Origin of the sequence: Methylosinus sp. R-45379, assembly GCF_001644125.1 — a bacterium.
In the GTDB taxonomy this organism is placed as follows: domain Bacteria; phylum Pseudomonadota; class Alphaproteobacteria; order Rhizobiales; family Beijerinckiaceae; genus Methylosinus.
The window spans coordinates 30510-55686 of sequence record NZ_LUUM01000157.1 but is presented as its reverse complement, the minus strand read 5'-3'; the positions used below and the strand labels follow the sequence as shown (position 1 = coordinate 55686).

Below are 25177 nucleotides of genomic sequence, written 5' to 3'. Positions count from 1 at the left end.
GAAGGACACGAAGACGTTATAGGACTTGGCCCATGGAAATCGGTCCCCTCTCCCGCTATCGCGCCCAGCTCGCGCTCGGCGCAAGGATCACGATCGCCGCTGTTGCGACGCTCGGAATCGGCCATCTCCTCGGCACGCCGATGATCTTATGGGCCGTGCTGACGGCCGTCATCCTCACGCAAATGAGCGTCGGCCGCTCGGTCAAGGCGACGATCGATTATTCATTCGGCACGCTGGGCGGCGCGATCTACGCCGGCCTCGTCTCCAATTACGTTCCCGGCGCGCATGAGCTGGCGCTGCTGCTTCTGCTCGGCCTCGCCATAGCGCCGCTCGCTCTGCTCTCCGCTTTGACGCCGCGCTTTTCCGTCGCGCCGGCGACCGGCGTCATCGTCGTGCTCGCGCCGACGATCACACATGCGACCGCCTTCCATTCGGCCTATGATCGCGTGCTCGAGGTGGCGCTCGGCGGCGCCGTCGCGCTCGTCGTGTCGCATCTCGTCTTTCCGGCGCGCGCCCGCATTCTCGCGCTCGAGGCCGGCGCCGAAATGCTCGCTGTGATGGCCGAGGCGCTGGCTCCGCTGTTCTCGGGCTTCGCCCGGCCGCAGGACCCGGAAGCGATTCGCGATCTGCAGCGCGGCGTCGGCGACGCCTTCGCCCGTCTCGACAAGATGGAGCAGGAGGCGCGTCATGAACGCATCGTCTTCCTCGAGGCCGAGCCTGATCTCGCGCCGCTGCTGCGCGCGCTGCTGCGCATGCGGCATGATCTGGTGATGATCGGCCGCGCCGCGGTCACGCCCTTGCCGGAGCGGCTGCGCCCGTGCCTCGAGACGCTACTCGCGCGCATCGCGGACGCCGCCGCCGCCCAGCTTCTCGAGAACGGCGCCGCGCTGACCGGCGCGCGCGCGCCCGTCGTGAGCAAGACATTGGACGCCGCCTTCGACGCTTATTCGCGAGAGATCACGGCGCTCCGAGAAGAAGGAATCCTCCGCGGCCTGCCGGTGGAGCAGGTCGAGCATGTCTTCGCGCTCGGCTTCGCGCTCGAGCAATGGCGCGGCGATCTCGACGAGCTCGAGCGCCGGATCGCCGAGCGCGCTCGTTAAGGAAGCGGCAAGGTTAACGATTTATTGCTCGACCCTGACGGTTCAACCGCAAGAGAGGGGTCGCCCGATGTTCCCGTCCCATTTCGTCGCGACGCGCCGCAAAAGCGCGCCGAGCGCGCTCGTGATTTGCGCGCTGCTCGCGCTCGGCGGCTGCGCGCAGCCGCTCACCGACGTCACCGGCTCGATCGGCGCGACGCGACGCGCCGAGCTGCCGAGCGACGATGCCGAGCTACGCCGATTCGCCGACGAATGGGGTCGTCGCTTCGACGCCGACCCCAAGAACAAATCGGTCGCGCTCACCTATGCGAAGGCGCTGCATGCGCTGGATCGCAACGCGCAGGCCGTCGCCGTGCTGCAAGGCCTCGCCATTCGCTATCCGGATGATCTCTCCGTGCTCGGCGCCTATGGCAAGTCGCTCGCCGACGCCGGACGTCTGCGCGACGCCGCCGATGTCTTGTCGCGCGCCCATACGCCGGAGCGACCCGATTGGACTGTGCTCTCCGCGCAAGGCTCGATCGCCGATCAGCTCGGCAATCACGACGAAGCGCGCGACTATTATCAGACCGCGTTGAAGATCAAGCCCAATGACCCGAAGGTTCTCTCCAATCTCGGGCTCTCCTATGCGCTCTCCAAGCAGCTGCCGCAGGCCGAAAGCACATTGCTGACCGCCGCGTCGCAGCCGACGGCGGACATGCGGGTACGTCAGAATCTCGCGCTCGTGCTTGCGCTGCAGGGCAAGTTCGACGAAGCGGAGAACTGGTCGCGCCATGATCTCTCGCCGATCGACGCCGCGGCCAATGTCGCCTCGATCCGCCAGATGATCGCGCAATCCAACAGCTGGCGCGAGATCCAGAGCTACAGCGAGAAGACGAAGCAAAAGAAGAGCGCCGAAGCGCCCGCGCCGCGCGCAAAGCTCGGCGCGCTCACCAGCTCTGCGCCATCACCTGAATAATCGCCGGCGCCATCACGACGACCATCAGCACCGGCAGAAAGAAGACGATCATCGGCACGGTGAGCTTGGGCGGCAGCGCGGCCGCCTTGCGCTCGGCCTCCGCCATGCGCATGTCGCGGCTCTCCTGCGCCGTGACGCGCAGCGCGCGGCCGAGCGGCGTGCCGTATTTCTCCGCCTGAATGAGCACGGTCGAAATCTGCTTCACGCTGTCGAGGCCGGTGCGCGCCGTCAGATTCTGATAGGCCTGACGACGATCCGGCAGATAGGAGAGCTCCGCCGTCGCCAGCGCGAATTCCTCGGCGAGCGCCGCCGAGCGCACGCCGATCTCCTGCCCCACCTTGCGAAAGGCGTGATCGACCGACATGCCAGATTCGACGCAGATCAGCATGAGATCTAGCGCATCGGGAAAAGCGATGCGCATGCTCTGCTGCCGCTTGGCGATCGTGTTGCTGATGAACAGCTCCGGCGTCTTGACGCCGAGATATGTCGCGAAGATCACGATGCCCGCCTTGGTGAGCATGGGCCAATCGGAATCGTCGAGCACGACGAGATAGAAGACGGCGAAGAGCGCGAATGCGATCGGCGTCACCAGCCGGAAGAACAGAAAGGTCACTTCCGCCTGCGGCCCCCGATATCCGGCCGAGGCGAGGCGCAGCTTGGCGTCATCCGTGTTGAGCCATGTCGACAAGGAGAAGCGATCGACGACATTCTTCATATATTGCTTGGGCTGATAGCGCAGGCCGCCGCCATCCGCCTTGGCCGTCGCGCGCTCGCGCGCTCTGATGCGCTCGCGCTCATTGGCGACGCTCTTCATGCGCTTGGCCAATGCGTCGCTCTGCAAGAAGGTCGCTCCGAGCGACCATATGGTGGCGATGACCGCCATTGCGACGACGACGCTGAACACCAGCCGTCCATTGGTCGCTAGCTTGACGATCTGCTCCATGACTTTAGTGACCCCTCGCTCGACGCGACACGACTGCTCAAATTTCGAAGTCGATCATCTTCTGCATGATGAAGACGCCGATCGCCATCCAGAGCAGGCTCGCTCCGATGATGATGTTTCCGACCGTCGTATTGAACAGCACGGCGATATAGGCCGGATTGGTGAACCAGACGACGAGGCCGACGAGAAACGGCAGGCTGCCGATGATGCCCGCCGAGGCCTTGGCCTCCGCGGACATGGCTCTCACCTTCGCCTTCATCTTCTTTCGCTCGCGCAGCACGCCGGCGAGATTGGTGAGCGCCTCGGAGAGATTGCCGCCTGCCTTTTGCTGAAGGCTGATGACGATCGAGAAAAACGACGCCTCCGCCACCGGCACGCGATCGGCGAAACGCTCCGTCGCCTCGGCGATGGACAGTCCTATCGTCTGCGATTCGACGATCTGGCGAAATTCGCCGCGCACGGGCTCCGCAGCCTCGCCCGCGATCATGCGAAAGCAGTCGGCGACCGGCAGGCCGGCCTTCACGCCGCGAATGATGATATCGACGGCGCCGGGAAATTCGGCGATGAATTTCGCGATGCGCCGCCGCGCCAAAAAGCCCAGCAGCCAATGCGGCGCGCCGACGCCGGCGACGACGCCCGCCCCGACCGCGACCAGCGGATCAGAGTTGAAGACGAAGACGAGGAAAGCCACCAGCAGGCCGAAAGCCGCCGAAGCGATGAGAAATATCGTACGCGTCGTCGTCAGCCCCGCCTGCGCGATGCGCTGCTCGAGCGTCACCTTGGCTTTCTTCTTCGTCTCGACGTCCTTGAGGCTCTCCTGAATCAGCTTACGCCGCTTGTTCGGATCGCCGCTCCGCGCGTCGCGACGACGCTCGGTGGAGGACATGAGCGCCGCCGTCCGCTTCTGCGCCTGAATCTCGCCGGAGAGATAGGGATAGACGAAAGCGTACATCACTCCGCCGACGGCGAAGGTGACGAGAAGCGCGGAAAGGAGCGATTGACGATCCATTTTCTGGCCCTCGAAACTAATTTTCGTCGTCGATGACAGTGGCGGCGTCGAGCGCCGCGGCGAGCCGATTCTCCTCGCCGTAGTAGCGCGCACGCTCCCAGAAGCGCGGCCGACCGACGCCGGTGGAGCGATGCCGGCCGATGATGCGGCCATTGGCGTCCTCGCCGATGATCTCATAGACGAAGAGATCCTGCAGCGTGACGACATCCGCCTCCTGGCCGAGCACCTCGGTGATATGCGTGATGCGGCGCGAACCGTCGCGCAGGCGCGCCGCCTGCACGATAATGTCGATCGACGAGACGATCATGTCGCGGATCGTCTTCGCCGGCAGCGAGAAGCCGCCCATGGTGATCATGGATTCGAGACGGCCGAGCGCCTCGCGCGGCGAGTTGGCGTGCAGCGTGCCCATCGACCCGTCATGGCCCGTGTTCATCGCCTGCAGAAGATCGAAAGCCTCCGGTCCGCGAACCTCGCCGACGATGATGCGCTCGGGACGCATACGCAGGCAGTTCTTGACGAGATCGCGCATCGTCACCGCGCCCTGCCCCTCGAGATTTGGCGGGCGCGTCTCCAGGCGCACGACATGCGGCTGCTGAAGCTGCAATTCCGCCGCGTCCTCGCAGGTGATCACGCGCTCGTCGGTGTCGATGGAATTGGTGAGGCAGTTGAGCAGCGTCGTCTTGCCGGAACCCGTGCCGCCGGAGATCAGCACATTGCAGCGCACGCGGCCGATGATCTTCAGCACCTCGCCGCCTTCGGGCGAGATGGATGCGTAGCGTATGAGCTGATCGAGAGTGAGCTTGTCCTTGCGGAACTTACGAATGGTGAGCGCAGGACCATCGATCGCCAGCGGCGGCGCGATGACGTTGACGCGAGAACCGTCGAGCAGGCGCGCGTCGCAGATCGGCGAGGATTCGTCGACACGGCGGCCGACCTGGCTGACGATGCGCTGACAAATATTCATCAGCTGCGCATTGTCGCGGAAGTGGATGTTGGTAAGCTGAATCTTGCCGCCCACCTCTATGTAGGTCTTGGCGGCGCCATTCACCATTATGTCGGCGATATCGTCGCGAATGAGCAGCGGCTCCAGCGGACCATAGCCGAGCACGTCGTTGCAGATGTCGTCGAGCAGCTCTTCCTGCTCGGCGATCGACATCACGACATTCTTGATCGCGACGATCTCATTGACGATATCTCTGATCTCGTCGCGCGCGCTCTCCGGCTCGAGCTTGGAGAGCTGGGCGAGATCGATCGCCTCGATGAGCGCGCCGAAGATCATGCTCTTCGTCACGTAATATTGTTCCGAGCGCTTCTGCTCGGGAGGAGCCGCCGCCATCGCGCTCGCGGGCTCGGGCGCAGCATTCGGCGTCGGAGCCTTGATCACCGGCGCCGCCTGCTGTGTCGACCGCGCTGTCGCTGTCTGCGCCGTTCCGACGTTCGTACGCTTTCCGAACATGCGATCTCCTCGTTACGCTCAGTCGCCGCTCGTCAGCCGGCCAGCTTTCGTGACAAACGATCGAGCAGCGGCGCGAATAATCCGCTCTTGACCTTGCGGCTCACCGCGCGCCCCGTCACCTCGCGGCCGAGCGCGTCGAATTGCTCGATGATCTTGGCGCCGGGGTCGACCTCGGCGATCATCTGACCATTGTTGGAGGCGGCGCCGAACAGCTTCGGATCGAAGGGAATGATCGCCGACGGCTCCATTTCGATCGCCCTGGCGAAATCCGCCACGGCTATCTCCGGGCGCTTCGGCACGCCGACGAAATTCAAGACGAGCTTGGGCGGCGAGTCGTTCTGACGCGCGACGCGCAGCTGATCGATGAGCGTCTTGGCGTTGCGCAGATTGGCGAGATCGGGCGCCGCCACGATCGCCACCTCATCGGCGCCGATCAGCATGCGCTTCGTCCAGGCCGACCATTGATGCGGAACGTCGAGCACGGTGCAGGGCGCGGTGGCGCGCAGCGTGTCCACGATCGCGTCGAAAGCGGTCTCCGGCAGATCATAGAGACGATCGACCGTCGCGGGCGCGGCGAGCAGGCTGAGCTGCTCGCTGCATTTGGAGAGCAGACGGTCGATGAGATTGGCATCGACGCGATCCGGCGCAAAGACAGCTTCCGCGACGCCTTGCGGCGGGTCCTGGTTGAAATCCAGCCCCGCAGTGCCGAAGGGGAGATCGAGATCGGCGACGACCGTCTGCATCTGCAGCGCGCGCGCGATCGACCAGGCGAGATTATGCGCAATGCAGGAGGAGCCGACGCCGCCCTTGGCGCCGGCCACGGCGACGATGCGCCCCAGCGCCTCGGCGCTGTTATTATAGAGATCGGAGATGCGGGCGATGAAGCCGAGCACATCGATCGGCGCGACAATGTAATCGCTGACGCCACGCGCCATGAGCGCACGATAGAGCGATATGTCGTTGACATGGCCGAGCACGACGACCTTGGTGCCGGAGTCGCAGGACTCCGCCAGCGTCTCCAGCTGACCGATGAGCGTCTCACGCTCGCCGATCGCCTCGAGCACGATCAGATTCGGCGTCGGCGCCGATCGGAACGCCTCGATCGCGGCCGCGACGCCGCCCATGTGAACCTTGACATGCGCCTTGTCCATGCGACGGTCCACGGCGGCGGAATTCACCACCGCCACGGCGTCCGGCGTTTCGCAGAACGCCTGCACGGAAATGCGCGGCAAGGGAGCGATCTGCGCCGCCGCGTCGCTCTCCGCCACTGCCGACTGCTCTTTCATCAACCGCCTCCAACCGAGCTGATATTCGTGCCTTTGACGTTCCAATTCGTCGCCGGATCGGCGCCCTTGCGCACATTGCCGATCGCGCGCATGCGCGATTCGATGTCGGCCGGCGTCTCGCCGCGCGGCGTGACGAGATCGCGCGGATCGTCGATCTGCGCCGCCAATGTCGTCTGGCTCGCGCAGCCGAAATTCCAATAGGTGGTGTTGTCCCACCCTTCCAGCGAGCTCGCAGAAGCGAGATCGGCGGGCCATTGGCCGCACCGTCCCGCGACCTTCGCGCGAACGCCCTGGAAGGACAGACGCACAGGCGCGGCCAGATTTGGATCTGTCACCGGATAGGAGGCGACATAGACGGCGCTGGAGACGCCGCTCTCCGCCAATATGCGTTTCACCGCATCGACGCCGCCGCGCACGGCGAGCTGATCTTTCGTTCCCGTCGGCGCGAGAAGCGTGATCTGGCCATGGCCGAAGCGGCGATAGCGCAGCACGAAATCATGAATGCGCCCCGTGGTCGCATAGTCGAGGCGCTGCGACGGCAACACGTCGATGGAGGTGCTGGCGTCCGCGAGCACGACCGGATGACGGTCGCGATAGTCTTGCGCGACGGCGGGCGCCGGCAGCGTTCTGTTCACGCCGCAGCCGGCGAGAGGCGCCATCGCGGCGAGGCAAGCGAGCCTCGTTCCGAAGGCTTTGAGTTTCGCGCTGTTCAGTCGGATAGACATCTTTAGCCGCTCCTCGCGCGCTCAGTCCTGAATGAAGCCGACGCGGCCCTTCAGGCGTGGAACCGCTTGCGGATGTTGGGGATTGGCGTAGAGCCGATTGACGCGGCCGAGCAACCAGGCCTGCGGGTCGCTGGCGTCCGCGAAGCCGTCGTCGGGCCGCGACACATCGCGCGCCTGGATCGAGCGCGCAATGAAGGGCGTGACGATGATGAGCAACTCGGTCTCGTTGCGCAGATAATCGCGCGAGCGGAACAGCGTTCCGAGCACCGGCAGATTGATGAGGCCCGGCAGGCCGTTGATGGCCTGATCGGATTTCTGCTGCAGCAGGCCCGCCGTGGCGATGGAGCCGCCGGACGGCAGCTCGACGCTCGTCTCATTCTTACGAGTCTTGAAGCCGGGAACAGTCACGCCATTATAGGTCTGCGCGCCCTGATAATCGACCTCCGTCACCTCTGTGGCGAGATGCAGGAGAATGCGGCCTTCGGCGAGCACCACAGGCGTGAAGTTCAACGACACGCCATATTGCTTGAACGTGATGCCGACGGTGCAGAGGATCGAGCCGCTGATACAATTGCCATTGCCCGGCACCGCGACCTCGCCGCCGACGGTGAATTTTGCCGACTCGCCGGAAACCGCAGTGACGGTCGGCTCGGCGAGAATGCGCGAGACGCCGTAGCGCTCATAGGCCTGCAGCGTCGCGGATGTGCTGTTGGGGCCATTGAGGCTCAATGCGCTGGAAGTGAGGGCGGAATTGATGGCGAAGGGATTCTCCTGAACGAGCTTGCCCCAACCGCCGGACAAAATCGCCTCGCCGCCGGATTTGGCCGAGACGCCCAGCTGCTTGATCACGCGCCGCTGCACCTCGGCGACCGTGACCTTCAGCATCACCTGATCCTGCGTGCTGATGGTGAGCGCGTTGACGACGAGGCCTTCGCCGCCGGCGCCATTGCCCTGGGCGGAGGACGAGCGCGCGGCGAAGCCCTTGGCGATGTCGACGGCGCGCTGCGCCTCGGACGCGGATTCGACCGTGCCGGTCAGAATGATCGTGTCATTGACCGTGCGTGCGGTGATGTTCGATTTGGGTAGGGCGGCGCGCAACAGCGGCCCGAGCTCGCCGACGTCGCGGCCGATGCTGATCTCGAGATTGGCGATCTGCCGCCCGGCGCGATCGAGCGCGAAAATCGTCGTCTGGCCCGTTTCCGCGCCCATTATGTAGAGCTTGCGCGCCGAGCGGACGACCGCATTGGCGACCTTTGGATTGCCGACCACGATCTCCGACGCCTCGGCCGGAAGATCGACGATGATCGACTTGCCGACGCCCATGGCGATGCGTCGAGACATCATCGCCTCCGCGCTCGACTGGACGCCCCATTTTTCCTGGCCGGACGCTGGAATGGCTCCGAGCGAGACGCCGGCGAGCGCGAGGATCGCGAGCGCCGCCGCCCCCGATAGCCGACGCGCCGACCTGCCCATATCCGTCGTTCCGCGTTCGATTTTCGCCATGTGGCGCCGTCCTTCGATGAGCCGCATCGCCTCAGCGCGTGCGCATGGTTGATGGGAAGCCGAAGCGCACGACCGTCAATGAATCGTCCGCCGCCGAAGCGCGCTTGTCGTCGTCATGCGCATCCGCCATCGAGCGCAGCATGAGCGCCAATTGGCCGGTACGCTGCGCGAGAATGACGAGCTCGGCCTGCCGCGGCTCGAGATCGAGCGTGGCGGTCGCGCCGGTCACGACGGATTCGCCGTTCTTCGTCTCGACGATCGGACCGATCGCCATCACGCGCACATTGGTGAGAATGACTTCCGAGGAGAGGTCGGCGGAGCCGCCTTCACGGCCGCGATCGGAGTCGCGATAGGTGCGCATCACATCGACATGGTCGTTTGGAAGAATGAAGCCGCCCGCCGTCGTGTTGGGCGAGATGTCGATCGCGACCGCGCGATGGCCGGCGGGAAGCAGCGTCGACATCAGCCCCGCGGTCGGGCCTTTGACCAGACGCTCGCGCCGCACCGGCTCGCCATTGGAGATCGGGTTGCGGACATAGGAGCCCTGCAGATCTTCCTTGCCGTTCGGCGTCTCGCTCTTGCGCAGCACGCCCTGGGGCACGGCGCCGATCGGCCAATCGATCCAATTGGTGTCCGGCTCCGTGAGCGCGGTTCCATAAGAGAGATCGCGCGTCGCCACGAGAACCTTGTCGGTCTGCGGCTGCGCGGGAATCATCTGAACGATCTTCGGCGCCTCGGGCGGCGATCCGTTCATCATCAGGAAGGCTCCGCCGCCCGCCACGACGGCGACGCCGAGAACCACGATCTGCGCCTTGTTCATTTGCTTCCAGTCCGGTCGCTCCACCTAGAGCGGAGCATTCCGGATGAAAGCGGAAAAACGTCAAATTATGGTTAATCGCCGGTAAGACAGCAGGCTCTTTCGCATTGCGAAGCGAAAGGATCTCGCAGCGCCGCCGTCATGCGGCGGTGAGCAGCGCCCAGAGCTGGGAATTGGGATAGACGGCGATTCCGGCGATCGCGAGCGCTATGCCGTAAGGCACGCCCTCAGTGGCGTCGCAAAGATGCGCGAGGCGCGGCGATTTGGCGACGAAGCGCGGCTCGAAGCGCCGCAACGCGAGAATAGCGAGAGTCAACGCGCCGCCCGCCAGAGAGGCGACGAGCGCGTAATCGGCGAGTTGCTCGAAGCCGAGCCACAGCGCCGTCGCAGAGGCGAGCTTGGCGTCGCCGCCGCCCATCCAGCCGCGATTGAACATGAGGAAGGTCGCGGCGAGCACGGCCGCCCCGCAGGCCACATGCGACGCGACGCTGTCGAGCGGCATGCCGAGCCATGCGGCGAAAATCGCGAACAAGGCGATAAGCGCCAAGGAGACGCGATTGGGAATCGTCATGGTGAGAAGATCGGCGAAGGCCGAAAACGCCATCAAGGCCGGAAAGAGGATTAGCGCGGCGGCGGCTGCGATCATCAGTGTCGTTCCTGTCGCCGCGCCTCTCTCTTTTGCGACAAAGGCGCCTCTCGAAGTCGTTTCGGCGCGCTCGGATGAGCGCGCGATTCGCGCGTCGCGCGGCGAGGAGCCGACGCGCGCGCACGAGTCGGGCGATCGTTCAGCTGAGGTTCTGAGCGATCTTGTTGAAAGTCTCTGACAGATTGCTGCCGACGAGCTTCACAGCGGTAATAATAATGACAGAAATCAAAGCGCCGATGAGGCCGTATTCGATAGCCGTGGCGCCGGACTCATTGTCCAAAAATTTCATAACCGACGATTTCATCGCCTTCTCCTAATGTAGGGCGGCACGATTCGCCGCCCATGCGCCGAGCCGGCCGGCCCCGTTCACGAGCCGGCCTTCGGCGGGAATGCGTGCGCTGAAATGATCTCGACGCGGGGGCGGCGAGATCAGCGCCCGCCAGACCTCAGCTCAGATTCTGAGCGATCTTGTTGAAGGTCTGCGACAGGTTGCTGCCGACGAGCTTCACTGCGGTGATGATGATGACGGAGATCAGCGCGCCGATCAGGCCGTATTCGATGGCGGTCGCGCCGGACTCGTCCTTAACGAACCGCGAAATCAAGCTCTTCATACTCGTGCTCCTCGCTCTATTGACTGAGTTCGGCGGCGTCGCTCGATCGAGCCCGTTCGCCGGACAGGACGAGACCCTACGTAGAACTTCTTGCAAACGCGTTAATCGCATCATCGACCTATGAAATTCAGGACGCGAGGCGCGACGCTTTCTCATTTTCAGCAATGATTCACTATTACGTGGTTTTGTTCGACGCGAAGCCTCGCAAAGGCGATGATTGTTCAGAGGTGCGTGATGCGCTCGTCCCGTTTCCATGGATATTTGGCATTATTGGTCGGCGCGACCGTCACCGCCGGCGTCGCTATGGCGCGCGAGGGCGAAAGACGCGGTGTTTTCGTGGATATAGACCGCGCTCGCGTGGTGCGCATGCCAGAAGGCGCGCAGACGCTCATCATCGGCAATCCGCTCATCGCCGATGTGACGATGCTGAAGACCAATCGCCTCATGGTCGTTACCGGAAAAAGCTTCGGATCGACCAATCTCATCCTGCTCGATCCCACCGGCAATCAGGTCGGCGAGGAGATCATCACCGTCACCCAGCCGATGGACAAGCTGGTCGTGCTGCGCGGCTCGCGCCGCGAATCCTACGCTTGCTCGCCCGATTGCGCGCCGGCCGTCGATCTCGGCGACGACAAGGACTATACGGCGCGGGTTCTCGACGCGGTGAAGCAGCATGAGGGTTCATCCTCGCCCAAGCGTTGAAGGACGTCGCCCAGGGACGCAACGGAGCGCGCATGGGGGATCAAAAGCGGCGGACGCGAGACGCCCTTTCGGACCATGGGTTCGAGAAATGAGCGGAGAAGAGATTTTGTCGCGACAGCCGACGCGCCGTTTCGCTGCGAGCGTAATTCGCTTCCGGCGCGACCAGAGCGCGGCGCTCGCCGTCGAATTCGCCATGGTGCTCGTTCCGATGCTGGGCCTGCTCGGCGCGATTTTCGAGACCGGCATCGTCTATTTCAAGAGCCAGCAGCTGCAGGTGACCACCATTCATGCGAGCCGCGCCGTGCTGACGCACAGCCTCGCCAACATGACCTATCAGAATTTCATCGATAAATATGTCTGCACATGGCAGGCCAGCGGCGTCGTCGCCTCAGGCACGCTGAGCAAATCCTTCGACTGCTCGAAGATTCTCGTCGATATCGCCGAGGTCGCGGACTGGTCGAAAGCCTCGACCTCCAATTCCTTCTATTCGACTCCTCCGGCGGCGAGCTCGACGATCTCTATGCCTGCCTCCGGCCATGTCGCCGTGGTGCGCATCGTCTATCCGATGCCGGCCGTGACCGCCATTCTCACCGGCGGCATTTTGACCGGCATAACGCTCGGCAAAACGACGGGCGGAGAGGTGACCTACAATAGTCGCTGGACACATCTGCTGTTCGGCGTCGCGGCCTTTCGCGTGGAGCCGACATGAGCGCGTCGCCGGCCCAGCTCCGAGATGCGCGCGCCTTGCTGCGCGAGGAGCGCGCCTTCGCGGCGGTCGAATTCGCGCTCATGCTGCCGCTGGTGCTCGTGATCTATCTCGGCCTCGCGGAGCTGGCGCTCGGGCAGCGCGCGAGCCAGAGGCTCGATCTGGTCGCGCATACGCTCTCCGATCTCACCGCGCAGCAATTGACCGGCGGCTCCTTTTCCGGCCAGGCCGGAATGGACGAGACGACGATTCAGGCGATCTTCTCCGCCGCGACGACGCTGATGTCGCCACTGCCGACCACTAATCTCAAAATGACGATCTCAGAGGTCACGGTCAGCGCCGATGCGACGCAGACGAGCGGCTTTAAGGCGAGCGTGAATTGGACCATCGCCAAGAACTCCGGCACGCTGCGCCCTTGCAAGATCAATAATGTCGCCAAGCTCAACGCGGCCGATGTCGCTCCCGTCGATCCCAATTCCATGCCGACGAGCTATACGAGCGCGAAATCGGTGACGCTGTCCAACGCCGGCGGCGGCACGACGACGACCAGCGTGACGCCGACCGTCGGCTCGATCATCGTCGCCGATGTGATCTACAGCTATCAGCCCTCCTTCAGCCGCACGATCACCTGGATGAAGACCGCGGCGCCGCAGATGTCGCGCACCAGCTATTCGCCGGTGCGCAACACCTACAGCCCCAATCATGTGCAATATTACATGACGAGCGGAACCAACTGCACGCCTGGGACGCCCTGAACGATCAGATCGTCTGATTATAGGCGCCGACTTCCGGATTCTCGCGCAGCACCGCATCCACCGCGTGGAACATCTCGCGCATGCGCGCCTCCGACACCGGGCTCTCGACGACGACGACCAGCTCCGGCTTGTTCGATGAGGCGCGCACCAGGCCCCATGTGCCGTCGGCGGTCGTCACGCGCACGCCATTGACGGTGACGAGATCGCGAATCTTCTGCCCCGTGAAGGCGACGCCATCGGCCTCCATCTTCTGGAAGCGCGCGATCACCTTGTCGACGACGCCATATTTCGTCTCGTCGGCGCAATGCGGCGACATGGTCGGCGAGCCCCAGGTCTTGGGCAGCGCGGCGTAGAGATCGGACATGGACTTGTCCGGATTGCGATCGAGCATCTGCAGCACATGCACCGCCGTCAGCAGGCCGTCGTCATAGCCGCGGCCGACCGGCGCGTTGAAGAAGAAGTGGCCGGATTTCTCGAAACCGGCGAGCGCTTTGAGCTCCGTCACGCGGCGCTTGATGTAGGAATGGCCGGTCTTCCAATAATCGGCCTTCACATTGCGCGAGAGCAGCTCCGGATCGGTCGCGAACAATCCCGTCGACTTCACATCGACGACGAAGGTCGCGCCCGGATGCAGCTTGGAGAGATCGCGCGCCAGCATCACGCCGATCTTATCGGCGAAAATCTCCTCGCCCGTATTGTCGACGACGCCGCAGCGATCGCCGTCGCCATCGAAGCCGAGACCGACATCGGCGCCGCTCTCGCGCACCTTGTCGGCCATGGCGTGCAGCATATGCAGATCTTCGGGGTTGGGATTGTAATGCGGGAAATTATAATCGAGCTCGGTGTCGAGCGGCACGACCTCGCAGCCGATGCGCTCCAGCAGCTGGGGCGCGAAGGCGCCCGCCGTGCCATTGCCGCAGGCGGCGACGACCTTCAGCTTGCGGGTGAGCTTTATACCCGAGGCGAGATCGTCGAGATAACGGGCGCCGAAATTATCGACATAGCGATAGGAGCCACCCTCGGCGAAGCGGAAAACGCCGGCGAGCACGATCTCCTTCAGCCGGCCCATCTCCACGGGGCCGAAAGTGACGGGACGCTGCGCGCCCATCTTCACGCCGGTCCAGCCATTGTCATTGTGCGAAGCCGTGACCATGGCGACGGCGGGAACGTCGAGCGCGAATTGCGCGAAATAGGCCATGGGCGAGAGCGCGAGGCCGATATCGTGCACGCGCACGCCGGCCGCCATCAGGCCGGTGATCAGCGCCAGCTTTATGGAGGCGGAATAGGCGCGATAGTCATGGCCGGTGGCGAGCTCGAGCGGCACGCCCATCTCATGGAGCAGCGTGCCCAATCCGAGGCCGAGCGCCTGCACCCCCATGAGGTTGAGCTCCTTCTCGAACAGCCAGCGCGCGTCATATTCGCGAAACCCCGTCGGCTTCACGAGCGGCGTCGTCTCATAGGCGTAAGTGTTCGGGGCGAGATCGGAAACGGGGGTCGGAAACATCGCATCTCCTAAAGGACGAACCTCGGTTGGCAAGGACATAAGGGAAAAACGCCGCCGCGCCAAACCACAGGACGTCCCCCTCCCCGCGATCCGCCGTCCGGCGCCGGCGGATCGATCGAGATATCGGATGCTTTACGCCGGTTTCCGGTCCTTTGGGACCCGAAGAATCGGTCGAGGCGCACAGATGTGGGGCATCGGCCGAGCAATGGCCGACGACGAATTCTACGGATTTTCATGTGGATGAAAAAGCGTACGTCGACATGTGACGGTTTTACGTCGGCGAGGGGAAAAATATCGAAAATATTCTTTGTCGCCGCTATTCGTCTTCGGCGGCGCCGATCGCGCGACAACGCGACCGAGGCGGCTCCGACGAAAAAAGCGCGGCGAACCAACGTGGTTCGCCGCGCCGACCGCCGGCGCGCACATGGGGGATGCGCCCGGCTAGCTCTCGATGACTCGCGAGAGTCAAAGCCCTTTTCGGGGAGATCGGAGCGCGGTTCAGCTATAGGCCCGGACGCCGTTATAGTCAATTATTCCTATAGGATTTAAATACTGTCTCGGAGGCCGATTGCGCATTCGAGACGGCTGGGCGATCATCGCCGCCGCAACGGCATGGAGGATTCGCATGGTCGAGCGACAGCCCTATACGCCTCTCGCCAAGGCGCTGCATTGGATCATCGCCGCTCTGGCGCTGACCTCCCTGCCGACCGGCGTGGTGATGGCCGATCTCGATAAAGGGCCGTTGCAGGACAATCTCTTCGTGCTGCACGAATCGATCGGCGTCATCGTGCTGGCCCTGATGGTTCCCCGCCTTCTCGCGCGACTGCGCCATCGGCCGGGCGCAAGCGCCGATCTGACGCCGGCCGAGCGTCTCGTCTCGAAAGCGACGCATCGCGGGCTCTATCTGCTGCTGATCGCGACGCCGATCGTCGGCTGGCTTGCGTTGTCGGCCTATGGCCTCGGGCCGAGCTTCTTCTGGCTCGGCCATCTCCCGGCCCTCCTCGGCAAGGACGAGCCGCTATCGAAACAGCTCTTCGAGCTGCATGAAATTCTCGGCTGGGCCATGCTGGCGCTGATCGCGCTGCATGTGGCGGGCGTCATCCGCCACCGTATCGCCGGCGACGAGGTGGTCTGGCGGATGCTTCCGCAGTCTTGGCGCAAATAGCGAGGCCCGGGCGGGGGCGGCCGATGCGCCCCCGCCGGTCGCCGTCAGGCGTGGCCCTGAGTCGGGAAATATAGCCGGTAGACATTCTGCCCCGGCGCCACGACCGAGGCCTCGCGCCGCACGATGATCTTGGTGTCGGCGTCCGGGCCGATCGTGTCGCCGTCGCTCAGAACGTCGCCGGCGTCGATCAGATAGGCGGCGAGATCGAGCAGAAAGCCGCTGAGCTGGCTCGGATCCTCGAGATAGCCGCGCGTCTCTATCTCCATCAGGCCGAAAGCGTCGAGACCTTTGGTGATCGCCGAAACGCCGCCATCCGGATCGCGGCCGAGCGCGACGGCGACGCAGAAGGGAACCGGGGGCTCGTCGCCGCCCTTCGACACCGCCTCGGCGACGAGCGCGGCTGGCCAAAGAGCGTCGGAGCCGGCGAAATGCACGGCGCAAGCGGAGGGCGTCGTCTCTATGACCGCCGTGATCGCGCGCCCGAGCAGACGCGCTCTGGCTTTGGCGTCGGCGCCGCCGGTCACGGCCACCACCACATGGCCCGCATGGCCTTCGATCACCGACCAGACATCCTTCCAATGCCAGGCATAGGCGACGCATGGGTCGTCCTGGGCTATGGGCGCCGGCGCTGCCACGCCGCCGATGGCCACCATGCCGCCATCGACGAGAAACACGCTGGTTCCGCCCGGGACCTCCTTGTCGGGCGTCTGCGCCTGCGGCAAATGCCGGCGGATCGCGGAGCCGAGCGCCTCCCCCTCGGGAAGCCGCCCATCCTTCGAGAGAACGAGCGCGAGCATTGTTTCATTGGGGGCGGCCATAATGGGCTCCGGGTGAAAGGTGAGAGTTGACGCGAGAGACCGAAGCGGACTCTCCGCCCGATTGCCCCATGTCGGGAACCATTTTGCTTCTAGCACAGATGGCGCCATGGCGGTGCCGACCGCCCGGCCTCATCCGCCCTTCGCCCGCGCGAACAGGTCCGAATGCCCGATCTCGCACCCCTCGGCCGCCCGGCGGACGCGACGCCAATCCTCGATCGTCTCCGCCGCCACCTCCCCGGTCTCGGCCACGGCCGCCGCCGAGCCCTCGGCTAGAGCGGCGATCAGCGCCGTTTCCGCCGCGCCGAGCCGCCAGGGACTCGGCGCCGTCTCGACGCTATAGCCGAACCTCTCCAGCGCGCGCGCCAGCAGCTCCGCAGCGCGCGGCCCGGCGGCGGGTCCAAAACCCTTGTCGCGCGCCTGATGGCGGTGGAAGGCGGCGAGCATTCCCGCATCGTCGGCATGCGGCGGCGTCCAGCGCTCCTCGCCGGAATAGCTCAATATCGCATAGAGCGGCAGGCGGCGCGCCGCGATCTGCTCCGCGAAGGCCTCGAGCCATTGCGCCGAGACGAGATCGAAAAAAGCAGCCGAGGTCACGAGGTCGATCTTTCCCTCGAGCGCCGCCCCTGCCCCGCCGGAGAGATCGGCGGTCCGAAACTCGACCTCGAGGCGCCGCACCCCCTTGGAGAGCAACAGCGTCTCTCCCTCCTCCGCGACCTCCGCCCAGGCGATGAGACGCGCTCTCGCGGCGGCGAGCAGCGCCGGATCATGATCGATGAGAAACCATTTCTGACGCGCCGGCAGATATTCGGCGAGGCCACGCAAATTGGAGCCGGCCCCGCAGGCGAGATCGACGATGGTCAGAGACTCGCGATCCGCGAAGGCGCGCGCGACGGTCTCGCGCAAGGCGGGATTGCGCGCGGCGCGATCGGCGCTCTCGCGCAGATCGAGCCATTCGGCCGAGAAACCGCTCATGCCAGCCCCCTCGTCACATTGGCGATGATGCGCGCCGTCTCTTCCCAGCGCGGCAGCGCCCGACCGGTGCGCCAGGAGGCCTCGGCGAGCCGCGCCCGCAAGGCCGAATCCGCAATGATCGCGCGCAGAGAATCGCGCAGCGCGGCCACATCCCCCGGCGGGATTTTCAGCGCGGCGCTATCGGGGATTGTGTCGCCCGCAGCGCCTCCCGTCGTCGCGACGATGGGCAGCCCGCGCGCCAGCGCCTCGGCGAGCGCCATGCCATAGCCCTCATGAAGCGATGCGGAGACGAAGACATCCGCGCCGTGATAGGCCGTGTCCAGCGCCTCGCCGGAAAGCTCGCCGCGCAGAACGATGCGTCCGCCGAGACCTTTCGCCTCTATGAGCTGCGCGAGATCGGCCGCCGTCTGGGGCGAATGATGGGCGCCGCCAACAATGGCGAGGCGCCAGTCGAGATCGGAAAGGCCGCTCAGCGCCTCGACCAGAAGATGGAACGCCTTGCGGGGAATGATGGAGCCGACGGCGAGCAGCAACGGCGCGCCGCCCGAGCCTCTTGCGCGCTCGGCCGGATCGGTTCCCGGCGGAGCGATGGTCAGCTTGCGCTCCGGCACGCCGAAATCGCAGATCAGCGTCTCGCCCGTATGCGCACTGGTGGCGATCACATGAGCGGCGCGGGCCAGCGTCCGTCGTTCACTCTCGCGCAGCGCCGCTGCGCGCTCCGGCGCGAGCCCCGCCTCGAGACAGAGCGGATGATGGCAGAGCGCCACGATCGGCGCCGCAATAAACGCGATCACCGCCTCGGACAACGCGCCATAGGCGAGGCCGTCGATGAGCGCGACATCATCCGCCGTCAATTCACGATCGAGAACCGCGGCGACGGCGCGCTCCTCCTCGGCCGTCGGATGCGGAAAGCCGCCCGGCAGCGCGAGATGGACCGCCGCGACGCCCTGCCGCGCCAATTCCGCGAGCACGCGGCGGTCATAGCCATAACCGCCGGTCCTCGCCTCTATGTCTCCGGGAATGGCGAAGACGATGCGCCTCACACGGCGCCTTCGAACCAGGCGCGGGCGACATGGGATTCGTGCAGCGTCACGCGAATGCGCGAGATCCCTTCGCCGCCCGGCCCGAGCGCGCCGGTGCGAGCTGCGGCGGCCATCGCGTCGAAAATGTGCCGCGAGAGAAATTCGGTCGTCGTCTGCCGGCCCTTGAACTGCTCGATCTCATCGAGATTCTGGTAGTTCAGCGGCGCCAGCGTCGCCTTCAGCGCGTCATGGGCGCGGCCGATGTCGACGACCACCTCGTCGACGGTCAGCGTCTCGCGAAAAAACGCCACATCGACGACGAAAGTCGCGCCGTGCATGCGCTGCGCCGGGCCGAACAGCTCGCCTTTGAAGCTATGAGCGATCATGATGTGGTCGCGGACTTCGACTGCGTACATTTTCTTCTCCGTTCAATAGCGAAACAATGTGGCGAGGCCGCTCGCCCCCGGCGCGAGGATGCGCGGCAGCTCCCGCGACGCGTCGATGAAGGGGACTTCCTCGGTGATGAGCGCGTCGAGCCGCGGATCGGCCAGCAGCTCCAGCGCTTTGTCGAGCCGGCGGGCGTAGCTCCAGCGCGGCCGCCGCGAGGGCGCCACCTGCCCCACTTGCGAGGAGACGAGCCGCAGCCGATTGGCGTGAAAGCCGCCGCCGAGCGGCGCGGCGACCTGCCCCTCGCCATACCAGCTCAATTCGACAATCGTCGCCTCCAGCCCCGCCGCGGCGAGCGCCAGCGCCAGCCCCTCGGAGGAGGCGCTGGCGTGGAAGACGACATCCGCGCCCCGCCCCTCCAGCGCGTCGGCGCCGACGAATCGCGCGCCGAGACTCTCAGCGATCTGCGCGCGGGAGTCCTCGTGATCATGGATCAGCACCTCGGCGCCCGGCAGGCGCGCAGCGAGCGCGGCGACCAGCAGGCCGAGAACGCCGGCGCCGATGACGACGATGCGGTCGCCCGGCCCGGCGCCCGAATCCCAAAGCCCGTTCAGCGCCGTCTCCATATTGGCGGCGAGCGGCGCGCGGCGGGCCGGCGTCTCCTGCGGAATTGGCCGCAGCATGGCGACGGGCGCGACGAAAAAATCCTGATGCGGATGGAGGCAGAACACGTCGCGGCCGAGAAGCTGGGCCGGCCCCTCCTCCACTCGGCCGACGGCGCAATAGCCGTATTTCACGGGAAAGGAGAAAGCGCCCTCCTGAAACGGCGCGCGCATGCGCTCCCATTCCGAGCGCGGCGCGCGGCCTTCGAAGACGAGCCGCTCCGTGCCGCGGCTGACCGCGCTCCACAGCGTCCGCACCAGCGCCTCTTCCGGCCCCGGGGTCGCGAGAGAGGCGACGCGCAAGGCGGCGTCACGCGGCGCCTCGATCCACAGGGAGCGCGCCTCTTTCATACCATTAAAGTAGGATTTATTCGACTCGGCCAATTTACAAACCTCATGCTTCGCGGCTATTGCTAGAACACGGCGGCGATGCGCGCCAGCCGATTTTCCCGGTTCCGCATAGGAAACGACGACTCGAATGTCCGCCGCCGCCCCCGCCGGTCTCCAGAACCGATCCGAACTCTTCCGGCGACGCCTGCTGGTCGCCGCGATCGACGCCGCCGTTTATGTCGCCCTGCTGATCTGGCTCGCCGATATTCTGGGGCAAGACGGCTGGAGCGTCATCGACGCCGCGATTCTCCTTTGCTTCGCCATTGCCGCGCCCTGGAGCGTGCTCGGCGTCAGCAACGCCATTCTCGGCTTCTGGCTCTTGCATTTCCATCCGCGCCCGCTCGATAGCGTCGCGCCTTTCGCCCGCGCCGGCGACACGCGACGCCGCATCCGCACGCGCACTGCCGTCACGCTGACCATTCGCAATGAGGACGCCGCCCGCGCGCTGACGCGGCTTGCCGCCATGAAGGCCGATCTCGACGCGACCGGCGAAGGCGCTCACTTCGATTGGTTCGTGCTGAGCGACACCACCGATCCGCGCATCGCCGCGCAGGAAGAGACCGAATTCACCCGCTGGCGCGCGGCCGAAGGCGCCGAGGCGACGCGGCTGCATTACCGCCGACGCTCCGACAATATCGGATACAAGGCCGGCAATATTCGCGATTTCTGCGAGCGCTTCGGCCGCGCCTATGAATTCATGATTCCGCTCGACGCCGACAGCCTGATGGACGGCGAGACGATTCTGCGCCTGGTGCGCATCGGCGAAGCCTATCCGCGCATCGGCATTATTCAGAGCCTCGTGGTCGGCGCGCCATCGCGCTCGGCCTTCGCGCGCGCCTTTCAATTCGGCATGCGCGCCGGAATGCGCAGCTACACGATGGGCGCGGCCTGGTGGAGCGCCGATTGCGGCCCCTTCTGGGGACATAATGCGCTGGTGCGCATCGCGCCTTTCGCGGCATATTGCGATCTACCGCGTCTTTCCGGCGAGAGGCATATTCTCTCGCATGATCAGATCGAGGCGGCGCTGATGCGGCGCGCGGGCTATGAGGTGCGCGTGCTGCCGGTGGAGAGCGGAAGCTATGAGGAAAATCCGCCGACGTTGCTGGAATTCATGCGCCGCGATCTGCGCTGGTGCCGCGGCAACATGCAATATTGGGAGTTGCTCTCTCTGCCGGGCCTGCTGCCGATGAGCCGCTTTCAGCTGGTATGGGCCATCAGCATGTTCATCGGCGCGCCGGCCTGGACGGCGATCATATTGCTCGGCGCGCTGCTGCCGCTGGTCGAGGATGTGTCGCGCTTTCCGTCTGGCTCGGCGGCGGCGCTCTATCTTCTGTTTCTCGGCTTTTATCTCGCGCCCAAGCTCGCCGGCTATGCGGATATTGCGCTGACGCCGGGCGGCGTGCGCCGCTATGGCGGCGCCGTCCGCCTGCTGCTCGGCGCGGCGCTCGAGATTGTCTTCTCCTTCATCATCGGCGCCGTCACGACATTCGGCGTCACTGTGCTGCTCGCGCGCCTTCCCTTCGAGGGCGAGGCGGGCTGGAGCGGACAGAGCCGCGACGCGCATGGCCTCGGCGCATGGGAGACGGCGCGCGCGCTCTGGCCGGCATTCGCTTTCGGCGCTCTGGTTCTCGCCATCGCCGGATTTTCCGCGCCTTCTCTGGCCTTGTGGTCGGCGCCGCTGACCTTCGGCTATGTCGCCGCATTTCCCTTTGCGCTCGCCAGCGCCTGGCCGCATCTCGGCGCCTGGTTCACGCAAGCAGGGCTCTGCGGCGTCCCCGAGGAATTCGCGCCGCCGCCGATCTTCGCCCGGCTGCGCGCGCCCCAGCGGCGGGAGGCGACGCCCGAGCCTCGGGCGATCGCTTCATCGGACGAACGCATTTCCGCGTGAGGGATCAGATGGGATCGGACGCTCGCATGAGAGACGAAACGCGCCGGGAAGAACTCCGCGCCTCGCTGCGCGTGCTGCGATCGGAGAGCGCGGACGCCGCCGCGCCGCGCATAATGGCGCCGCGCCGGCTCGTTGTCGTGGCCCCGCGGCCGGCCGCCGACGAGCCGCTGCCCCCGGCGCAACGCTTTCTCGCATCGGCCGCGCTCGCCGGGGCTCTGCTGATGGCGGTCGCGGCGCTCTCGGACGCGGCCGCCCACGCCATGGGCGCGATGGAGCCGCGCGCCATCGCGTCACTGGAGATGGGCCGCTCTCACTTCGGCTTCGGCCAATAGCCCTGCGGCGCGCCCGGCGCCCCGACCGGGGTCGTTTCCACCGGCCCTTCGCCGGTGATCTGAATGACGACCTCCTCCTCGCCGGCGCCGTCCCAGTGAACGCCGCCGGCCGGATGAAGCACATAGGAGCCCGCCGTCACCGGCCGCGCCTTCTTGAAATCCAGCTCCTCGCCGACGCCGTTCCACCATGTGCCCGAGACCACCACCGCATGGCGATCCCGCGAATGGAAGTGCGGGTTGGAATGATGTCCAGGCGGGAAGCGCACGCGCACCACATAGACGCCGGGCTTCGACGGATCGCCGAACAGCACCGCCTGGGCGGGGCCGATGCCGAGCGGGCTCTTGAATTGAACCTCGTCGGCGGGCTTGTAGACGAAACTCTTTTCCGGCTCCGCGCCAATGGGCGGGGTCTGGCCGAGAACCGCCGCCGCTGCGGCGCCCGCGAGGAGAAATCTGAGCTTGGTCATGGTTTGCTCTATGGACGCCGTCGGAAAATGTCGCAGTTCGGCCGCGTCTCGCCGACCATGAGCGCAGCATAGTCGCTAAAGCCTATAAGATAAATATGCACTTTGACGCCGACTCTCGCCCTCGCGGCGCCGCAGCGCGCTCGCCGAGCTGCGACGCGGAGCCGCAGCCGAACGAGGCGTTTTGCGCCTTCGCGGCTCTGCGGCGATTTCCTGGCGCTATTGCGAAACCCTGTCGCAAACTCTAGTGTCGAGGGCAGTTCGAACCCGGCGCCCTTCTATTGCGGAACGCGGGAATGACAACGCCCGCAGCCTTCGCCCTGCCGGGCGGCGAGGAGGAAACTCGAGGGAAATGAACAACAAGAACAACAAGGTCATTACAGCAGACGAAGCGATTGCGCTCATCAGCGAAAATGACGTTCTGACCACCACCGGCTTCGTCCAGAGCTGCATTCCCGAGGCGTTGCACGCCGCGCTGGAGAAGCGCTTCGTCGAGACCGGCGGACCGAGCGGCCTCACGCTCATCATGACCGCCGGCGCCGGCGACAGCAAAGGGCTCGGCACCGGCCGCCTGCATCATGAAGGCCTGCTGCGCCGGGTCATCGCCGGCAATTTCGGCCGCATGCCCAAGGTCGCTCAGGCCGCCGCGGAAAACAAGATTCTCGGCTATAATCTTCCGCAAGGCGTCATCTCGCAGCTCTATCGCGCCTGCGCCGCCGGCCAGCCCGGCCTCTTCTCCAAGGTCGGCCTCTATACTTATGTCGATCCGCGCTTCGGCGGCGGCCGCGTCAACGAAGTGACGACAGAAGAGATCGTCAAGCATGTCGTCATCGACGAAGAGGAATGGCTGTTCTACACCGCGACGAAGATCGACGTGGCCTTCATCCGCGGCACCAGCGCCGACCCTTCCGGCAATATCAGCATGGAGAAGGAGGCGCTGACGCTCGACGTGCTCGCCCAGGCGATGGCCGCGCATAATAATGGCGGCATCGTCATCGCGCAGGTCGAGCGCATCGTCGAGGCCGGCTCGATTCGTCCCAAGGACGTGAAGGTTCCGGGCATTCTGGTCGATTGCGTGGTCGTCGCCGATCAGCCCGAGCTGCACCGTATGAATTACGGGATCATGTATAATCCGGCGCTGGCCGGCGAGATTCGCGTTCCGGTCGAGAGCATGGCGAAAATGCCGCTCGACGCGCGCAAGATCATCGCGCGCCGCGCCGCCTTCGAGCTGCCGCCCAATGGCGTCGTCAATCTCGGCGTCGGCGCGCCGGAGGGCATAGCCGCCGTCGCCAATGAAGAGAAGCTCACGCCCTTCATCACACTGACGACAGAAGCCGGCGCCATAGGCGGCGTGCTCGCCTCGGGCTCCTCCTTCGGCTCCGCCACCAACGCCGATTCGATCATCGATCAGAACACGCAATTCGACTTCTATGACGGCGGCGGTCTCGATATGACCTGCCTCGGCATGGCCGAATGCGACGAGCAGGGCAATGTGAACACCAGCCGCTTCGGCGGACGCCTCAACGGCTGCGGCGGCTTCATCAACATCAGCCAGAACGCGCGCAGCGTCGTCTTCGCCGGCACATTCACCGCCGGCGGGCTCGACATTGCGATTCAGGACGGCGAGGTGAAAATCCTCAAAGAGGGCCGCGCGCGAAAATTCCTGAAATTCGTCGAGCAGGTGACGTTCAGCGGCAAATATGCGCAAAAGCGCGAGCAGCCGGTGATCTATGTCACCGAGCGCTGCGTCTTCCAGCTGACGAAGGAAGGCCTCGAGCTGATCGAGATCGCGCCGGGCATAGACATTGAGCGGGATATTCTTCCGCATATGGACTTCAAGCCCATCGTCAAGCATCCGATATTGATGGACAAGCGCATCTTCGTCGACGAGCCGATGGGGTTGATCTCCGATCTGCTCAATCTCGACCTGCAGGATCGCGTGAGCTATGACGCCGATCGCAATATTCAGTTCCTCAATCTCGAGGGCTGGAGCGCGCGCTCCAAGCGCGACATCGACGATCTGCGCAAGATGCTGATCGACGCCTGCCAGAAGATCGGCAAGCGCGTCAATCAGGTCGTCAATCTCGACAACTTCCGCATCAGCGAGCATCTCTACGATTACTATGCGGAGATGATCCAATATATGCTCGAGAATTATTATGTGACGACGACGCGCTACACGACCAGCGCCTTCCTGCGCTTGAAGCTCAAGGAAGCGCTGAGCAAGCGCGGCATCGCCCCGCATGTCTTCGAGCGCAAGGAGGACGCGCATAGCTTCCTCGAGGTGATCGGCGAAGGCTGAGCGGCCATTCTACCCTCCCCTTCAGGGGGAGGGTCGGCCGGCGATATCGAGCCGGGGTGG

Annotated in this window: 26 protein-coding genes; 9 read left to right on the top strand and 17 right to left on the bottom strand. The window is 65.0% G+C overall.

Annotated features, from left to right (window positions below):
* Positions 1 to 32: 32 nt before the first annotated feature.
* Complete coding sequence (locus A1351_RS07635) at positions 33 to 1100, top strand: FUSC family protein (protein WP_064032679.1); 1068 nt, start codon at positions 33 to 35, stop codon at positions 1098 to 1100.
* Between the two features lie 67 nt (positions 1101 to 1167).
* On the top strand, positions 1168 to 2052 hold the full coding sequence (locus A1351_RS07630) for a tetratricopeptide repeat protein (protein WP_026598513.1): 885 nt from the start codon (positions 1168 to 1170) through the stop codon (positions 2050 to 2052).
* Here A1351_RS07630 and A1351_RS07625 read toward each other — a convergent pair.
* The 10 genes from A1351_RS07625 to A1351_RS07580 form a co-directional block, all read right to left on the bottom strand.
* Positions 2024 to 2995, bottom strand: coding sequence for a type II secretion system F family protein (locus tag A1351_RS07625; RefSeq protein ID WP_024879785.1), 972 nt, complete (start codon positions 2993 to 2995; stop codon positions 2024 to 2026). The two genes, A1351_RS07630 and A1351_RS07625, sit on opposite strands and share 29 nt — an antisense overlap.
* A 37-nt stretch (positions 2996 to 3032) precedes the next feature.
* The gene (locus A1351_RS07620; protein WP_024879784.1) at positions 3033 to 4004 is read right to left on the bottom strand and encodes a type II secretion system F family protein; all 972 of its coding nucleotides are present in this window, start codon (positions 4002 to 4004) and stop codon (positions 3033 to 3035) included.
* A gap of 16 nt (positions 4005 to 4020) precedes the next feature.
* Positions 4021 to 5460 (bottom strand): CpaF family protein, encoded by a 1440-nt coding sequence (locus A1351_RS07615; RefSeq protein ID WP_024879783.1) that lies wholly within the window; start codon positions 5458 to 5460, stop codon positions 4021 to 4023.
* Between the two features lie 32 nt (positions 5461 to 5492).
* The gene (locus tag A1351_RS07610) at positions 5493 to 6746 is read right to left on the bottom strand and encodes a hypothetical protein (protein ID WP_024879782.1); all 1254 of its coding nucleotides are present in this window, start codon (positions 6744 to 6746) and stop codon (positions 5493 to 5495) included.
* Entirely contained in the window at positions 6746 to 7471 is a 726-nt protein-coding gene (locus A1351_RS07605; protein ID WP_024879781.1) for a CpaD family pilus assembly protein, read from the bottom strand. Before A1351_RS07605 ends, A1351_RS07610 begins: the two co-directional genes overlap by 1 nt.
* A 21-nt stretch (positions 7472 to 7492) precedes the next feature.
* A complete protein-coding gene (locus A1351_RS07600; protein WP_245267277.1) occupies positions 7493 to 8974 on the bottom strand; it encodes a type II and III secretion system protein family protein in 1482 nt (493 codons plus the stop codon).
* A 31-nt stretch (positions 8975 to 9005) separates the two neighbouring features.
* A complete protein-coding gene (gene cpaB / locus A1351_RS07595) occupies positions 9006 to 9794 on the bottom strand; it encodes a Flp pilus assembly protein CpaB (RefSeq protein ID WP_024879779.1) in 789 nt (262 codons plus the stop codon).
* A 136-nt stretch (positions 9795 to 9930) separates the two neighbouring features.
* Positions 9931 to 10437 carry a prepilin peptidase gene (locus A1351_RS07590; protein WP_024879778.1) on the bottom strand — a complete coding sequence of 169 codons (507 nt, stop codon included), beginning with the start codon at positions 10435 to 10437 and terminating at the stop codon, positions 9931 to 9933.
* Between the two features lie 139 nt (positions 10438 to 10576).
* On the bottom strand, positions 10577 to 10741 hold the full coding sequence (locus tag A1351_RS07585) for a Flp family type IVb pilin (protein WP_024879777.1): 165 nt from the start codon (positions 10739 to 10741) through the stop codon (positions 10577 to 10579).
* A 142-nt stretch (positions 10742 to 10883) separates the two neighbouring features.
* Positions 10884 to 11048, bottom strand: a complete 165-nt coding sequence (locus tag A1351_RS07580) for a Flp family type IVb pilin (protein ID WP_024879776.1) — start codon at positions 11046 to 11048, stop codon at positions 10884 to 10886.
* 234 nt (positions 11049 to 11282) lie between these two features.
* On the opposite strand from A1351_RS07580, the gene A1351_RS07575 reads away from it, so the two are divergent.
* From A1351_RS07575 to A1351_RS07565, 3 genes are all read left to right on the top strand, one after another.
* Positions 11283 to 11750, top strand: a complete 468-nt coding sequence (locus tag A1351_RS07575; protein WP_024879775.1) for a pilus assembly protein N-terminal domain-containing protein — start codon at positions 11283 to 11285, stop codon at positions 11748 to 11750.
* Between the two features lie 88 nt (positions 11751 to 11838).
* On the top strand, positions 11839 to 12459 hold the full coding sequence (locus A1351_RS07570) for a TadE/TadG family type IV pilus assembly protein (protein WP_024879774.1): 621 nt from the start codon (positions 11839 to 11841) through the stop codon (positions 12457 to 12459).
* Positions 12456 to 13211 (top strand): TadE/TadG family type IV pilus assembly protein, encoded by a 756-nt coding sequence (locus tag A1351_RS07565; RefSeq protein ID WP_024879773.1) that lies wholly within the window; start codon positions 12456 to 12458, stop codon positions 13209 to 13211. Before A1351_RS07570 ends, A1351_RS07565 begins: the two co-directional genes overlap by 4 nt.
* A gap of 4 nt (positions 13212 to 13215) precedes the next feature.
* On the opposite strand, the gene A1351_RS07560 is transcribed toward A1351_RS07565, so the two are convergent.
* Entirely contained in the window at positions 13216 to 14715 is a 1500-nt protein-coding gene (locus A1351_RS07560; RefSeq protein ID WP_024879772.1) for a phosphomannomutase/phosphoglucomutase, read from the bottom strand.
* Positions 14716 to 15340: 625 nt separating this feature from the next.
* Here A1351_RS07560 and A1351_RS07555 point away from each other — a divergent pair.
* Positions 15341 to 15880 carry a cytochrome b gene (locus A1351_RS07555; protein WP_024879771.1) on the top strand — a complete coding sequence of 180 codons (540 nt, stop codon included), beginning with the start codon at positions 15341 to 15343 and terminating at the stop codon, positions 15878 to 15880.
* A gap of 44 nt (positions 15881 to 15924) precedes the next feature.
* Here A1351_RS07555 and A1351_RS07550 read toward each other — a convergent pair whose 3' ends face one another.
* The 5 genes from A1351_RS07550 to A1351_RS07530 form a co-directional block, all read right to left on the bottom strand.
* Positions 15925 to 16698 (bottom strand): DUF4261 domain-containing protein, encoded by a 774-nt coding sequence (locus tag A1351_RS07550; protein WP_064032678.1) that lies wholly within the window; start codon positions 16696 to 16698, stop codon positions 15925 to 15927.
* A 129-nt stretch (positions 16699 to 16827) separates the two neighbouring features.
* The gene (locus A1351_RS07545) at positions 16828 to 17670 is read right to left on the bottom strand and encodes a class I SAM-dependent methyltransferase (RefSeq protein WP_064032677.1); all 843 of its coding nucleotides are present in this window, start codon (positions 17668 to 17670) and stop codon (positions 16828 to 16830) included.
* Positions 17667 to 18713: a glycosyltransferase family 4 protein gene (locus tag A1351_RS07540; protein WP_064032676.1), complete on the bottom strand. Its 1047-nt coding sequence runs from the start codon at positions 18711 to 18713 to the stop codon at positions 17667 to 17669. Before A1351_RS07540 ends, A1351_RS07545 begins: the two co-directional genes overlap by 4 nt.
* Positions 18710 to 19108 carry a 6-carboxytetrahydropterin synthase gene (locus tag A1351_RS07535; RefSeq protein WP_024879767.1) on the bottom strand — a complete coding sequence of 133 codons (399 nt, stop codon included), beginning with the start codon at positions 19106 to 19108 and terminating at the stop codon, positions 18710 to 18712. The genes A1351_RS07540 and A1351_RS07535 overlap by 4 nt, the downstream gene beginning before the upstream one ends.
* 12 nt (positions 19109 to 19120) lie before the next feature.
* The gene (locus tag A1351_RS07530; protein ID WP_064032675.1) at positions 19121 to 20092 is read right to left on the bottom strand and encodes a zinc-binding alcohol dehydrogenase; all 972 of its coding nucleotides are present in this window, start codon (positions 20090 to 20092) and stop codon (positions 19121 to 19123) included.
* A gap of 127 nt (positions 20093 to 20219) precedes the next feature.
* On the opposite strand from A1351_RS07530, the gene mdoH reads away from it, so the two are divergent.
* Both mdoH and A1351_RS07520 read left to right on the top strand, forming a co-directional pair.
* Positions 20220 to 22019: a glucans biosynthesis glucosyltransferase MdoH gene (mdoH, locus tag A1351_RS07525; protein ID WP_064032674.1), complete on the top strand. Its 1800-nt coding sequence runs from the start codon at positions 20220 to 20222 to the stop codon at positions 22017 to 22019.
* A 26-nt stretch (positions 22020 to 22045) separates the two neighbouring features.
* On the top strand, positions 22046 to 22351 hold the full coding sequence (locus tag A1351_RS07520; protein WP_024879764.1) for a hypothetical protein: 306 nt from the start codon (positions 22046 to 22048) through the stop codon (positions 22349 to 22351).
* Here A1351_RS07520 and A1351_RS07515 read toward each other — a convergent pair.
* The gene (locus tag A1351_RS07515; protein WP_024879763.1) at positions 22330 to 22818 is read right to left on the bottom strand and encodes a cupin domain-containing protein; all 489 of its coding nucleotides are present in this window, start codon (positions 22816 to 22818) and stop codon (positions 22330 to 22332) included. The genes A1351_RS07520 and A1351_RS07515 overlap by 22 nt on opposite strands.
* Before the next feature lie 349 nt (positions 22819 to 23167).
* On the opposite strand from A1351_RS07515, the gene A1351_RS07510 reads away from it, so the two are divergent.
* Complete coding sequence (locus A1351_RS07510; RefSeq protein ID WP_024879762.1) at positions 23168 to 25117, top strand: acyl CoA:acetate/3-ketoacid CoA transferase; 1950 nt, start codon at positions 23168 to 23170, stop codon at positions 25115 to 25117.
* The last annotated feature ends 60 nt before the right edge of the window (positions 25118 to 25177 follow it).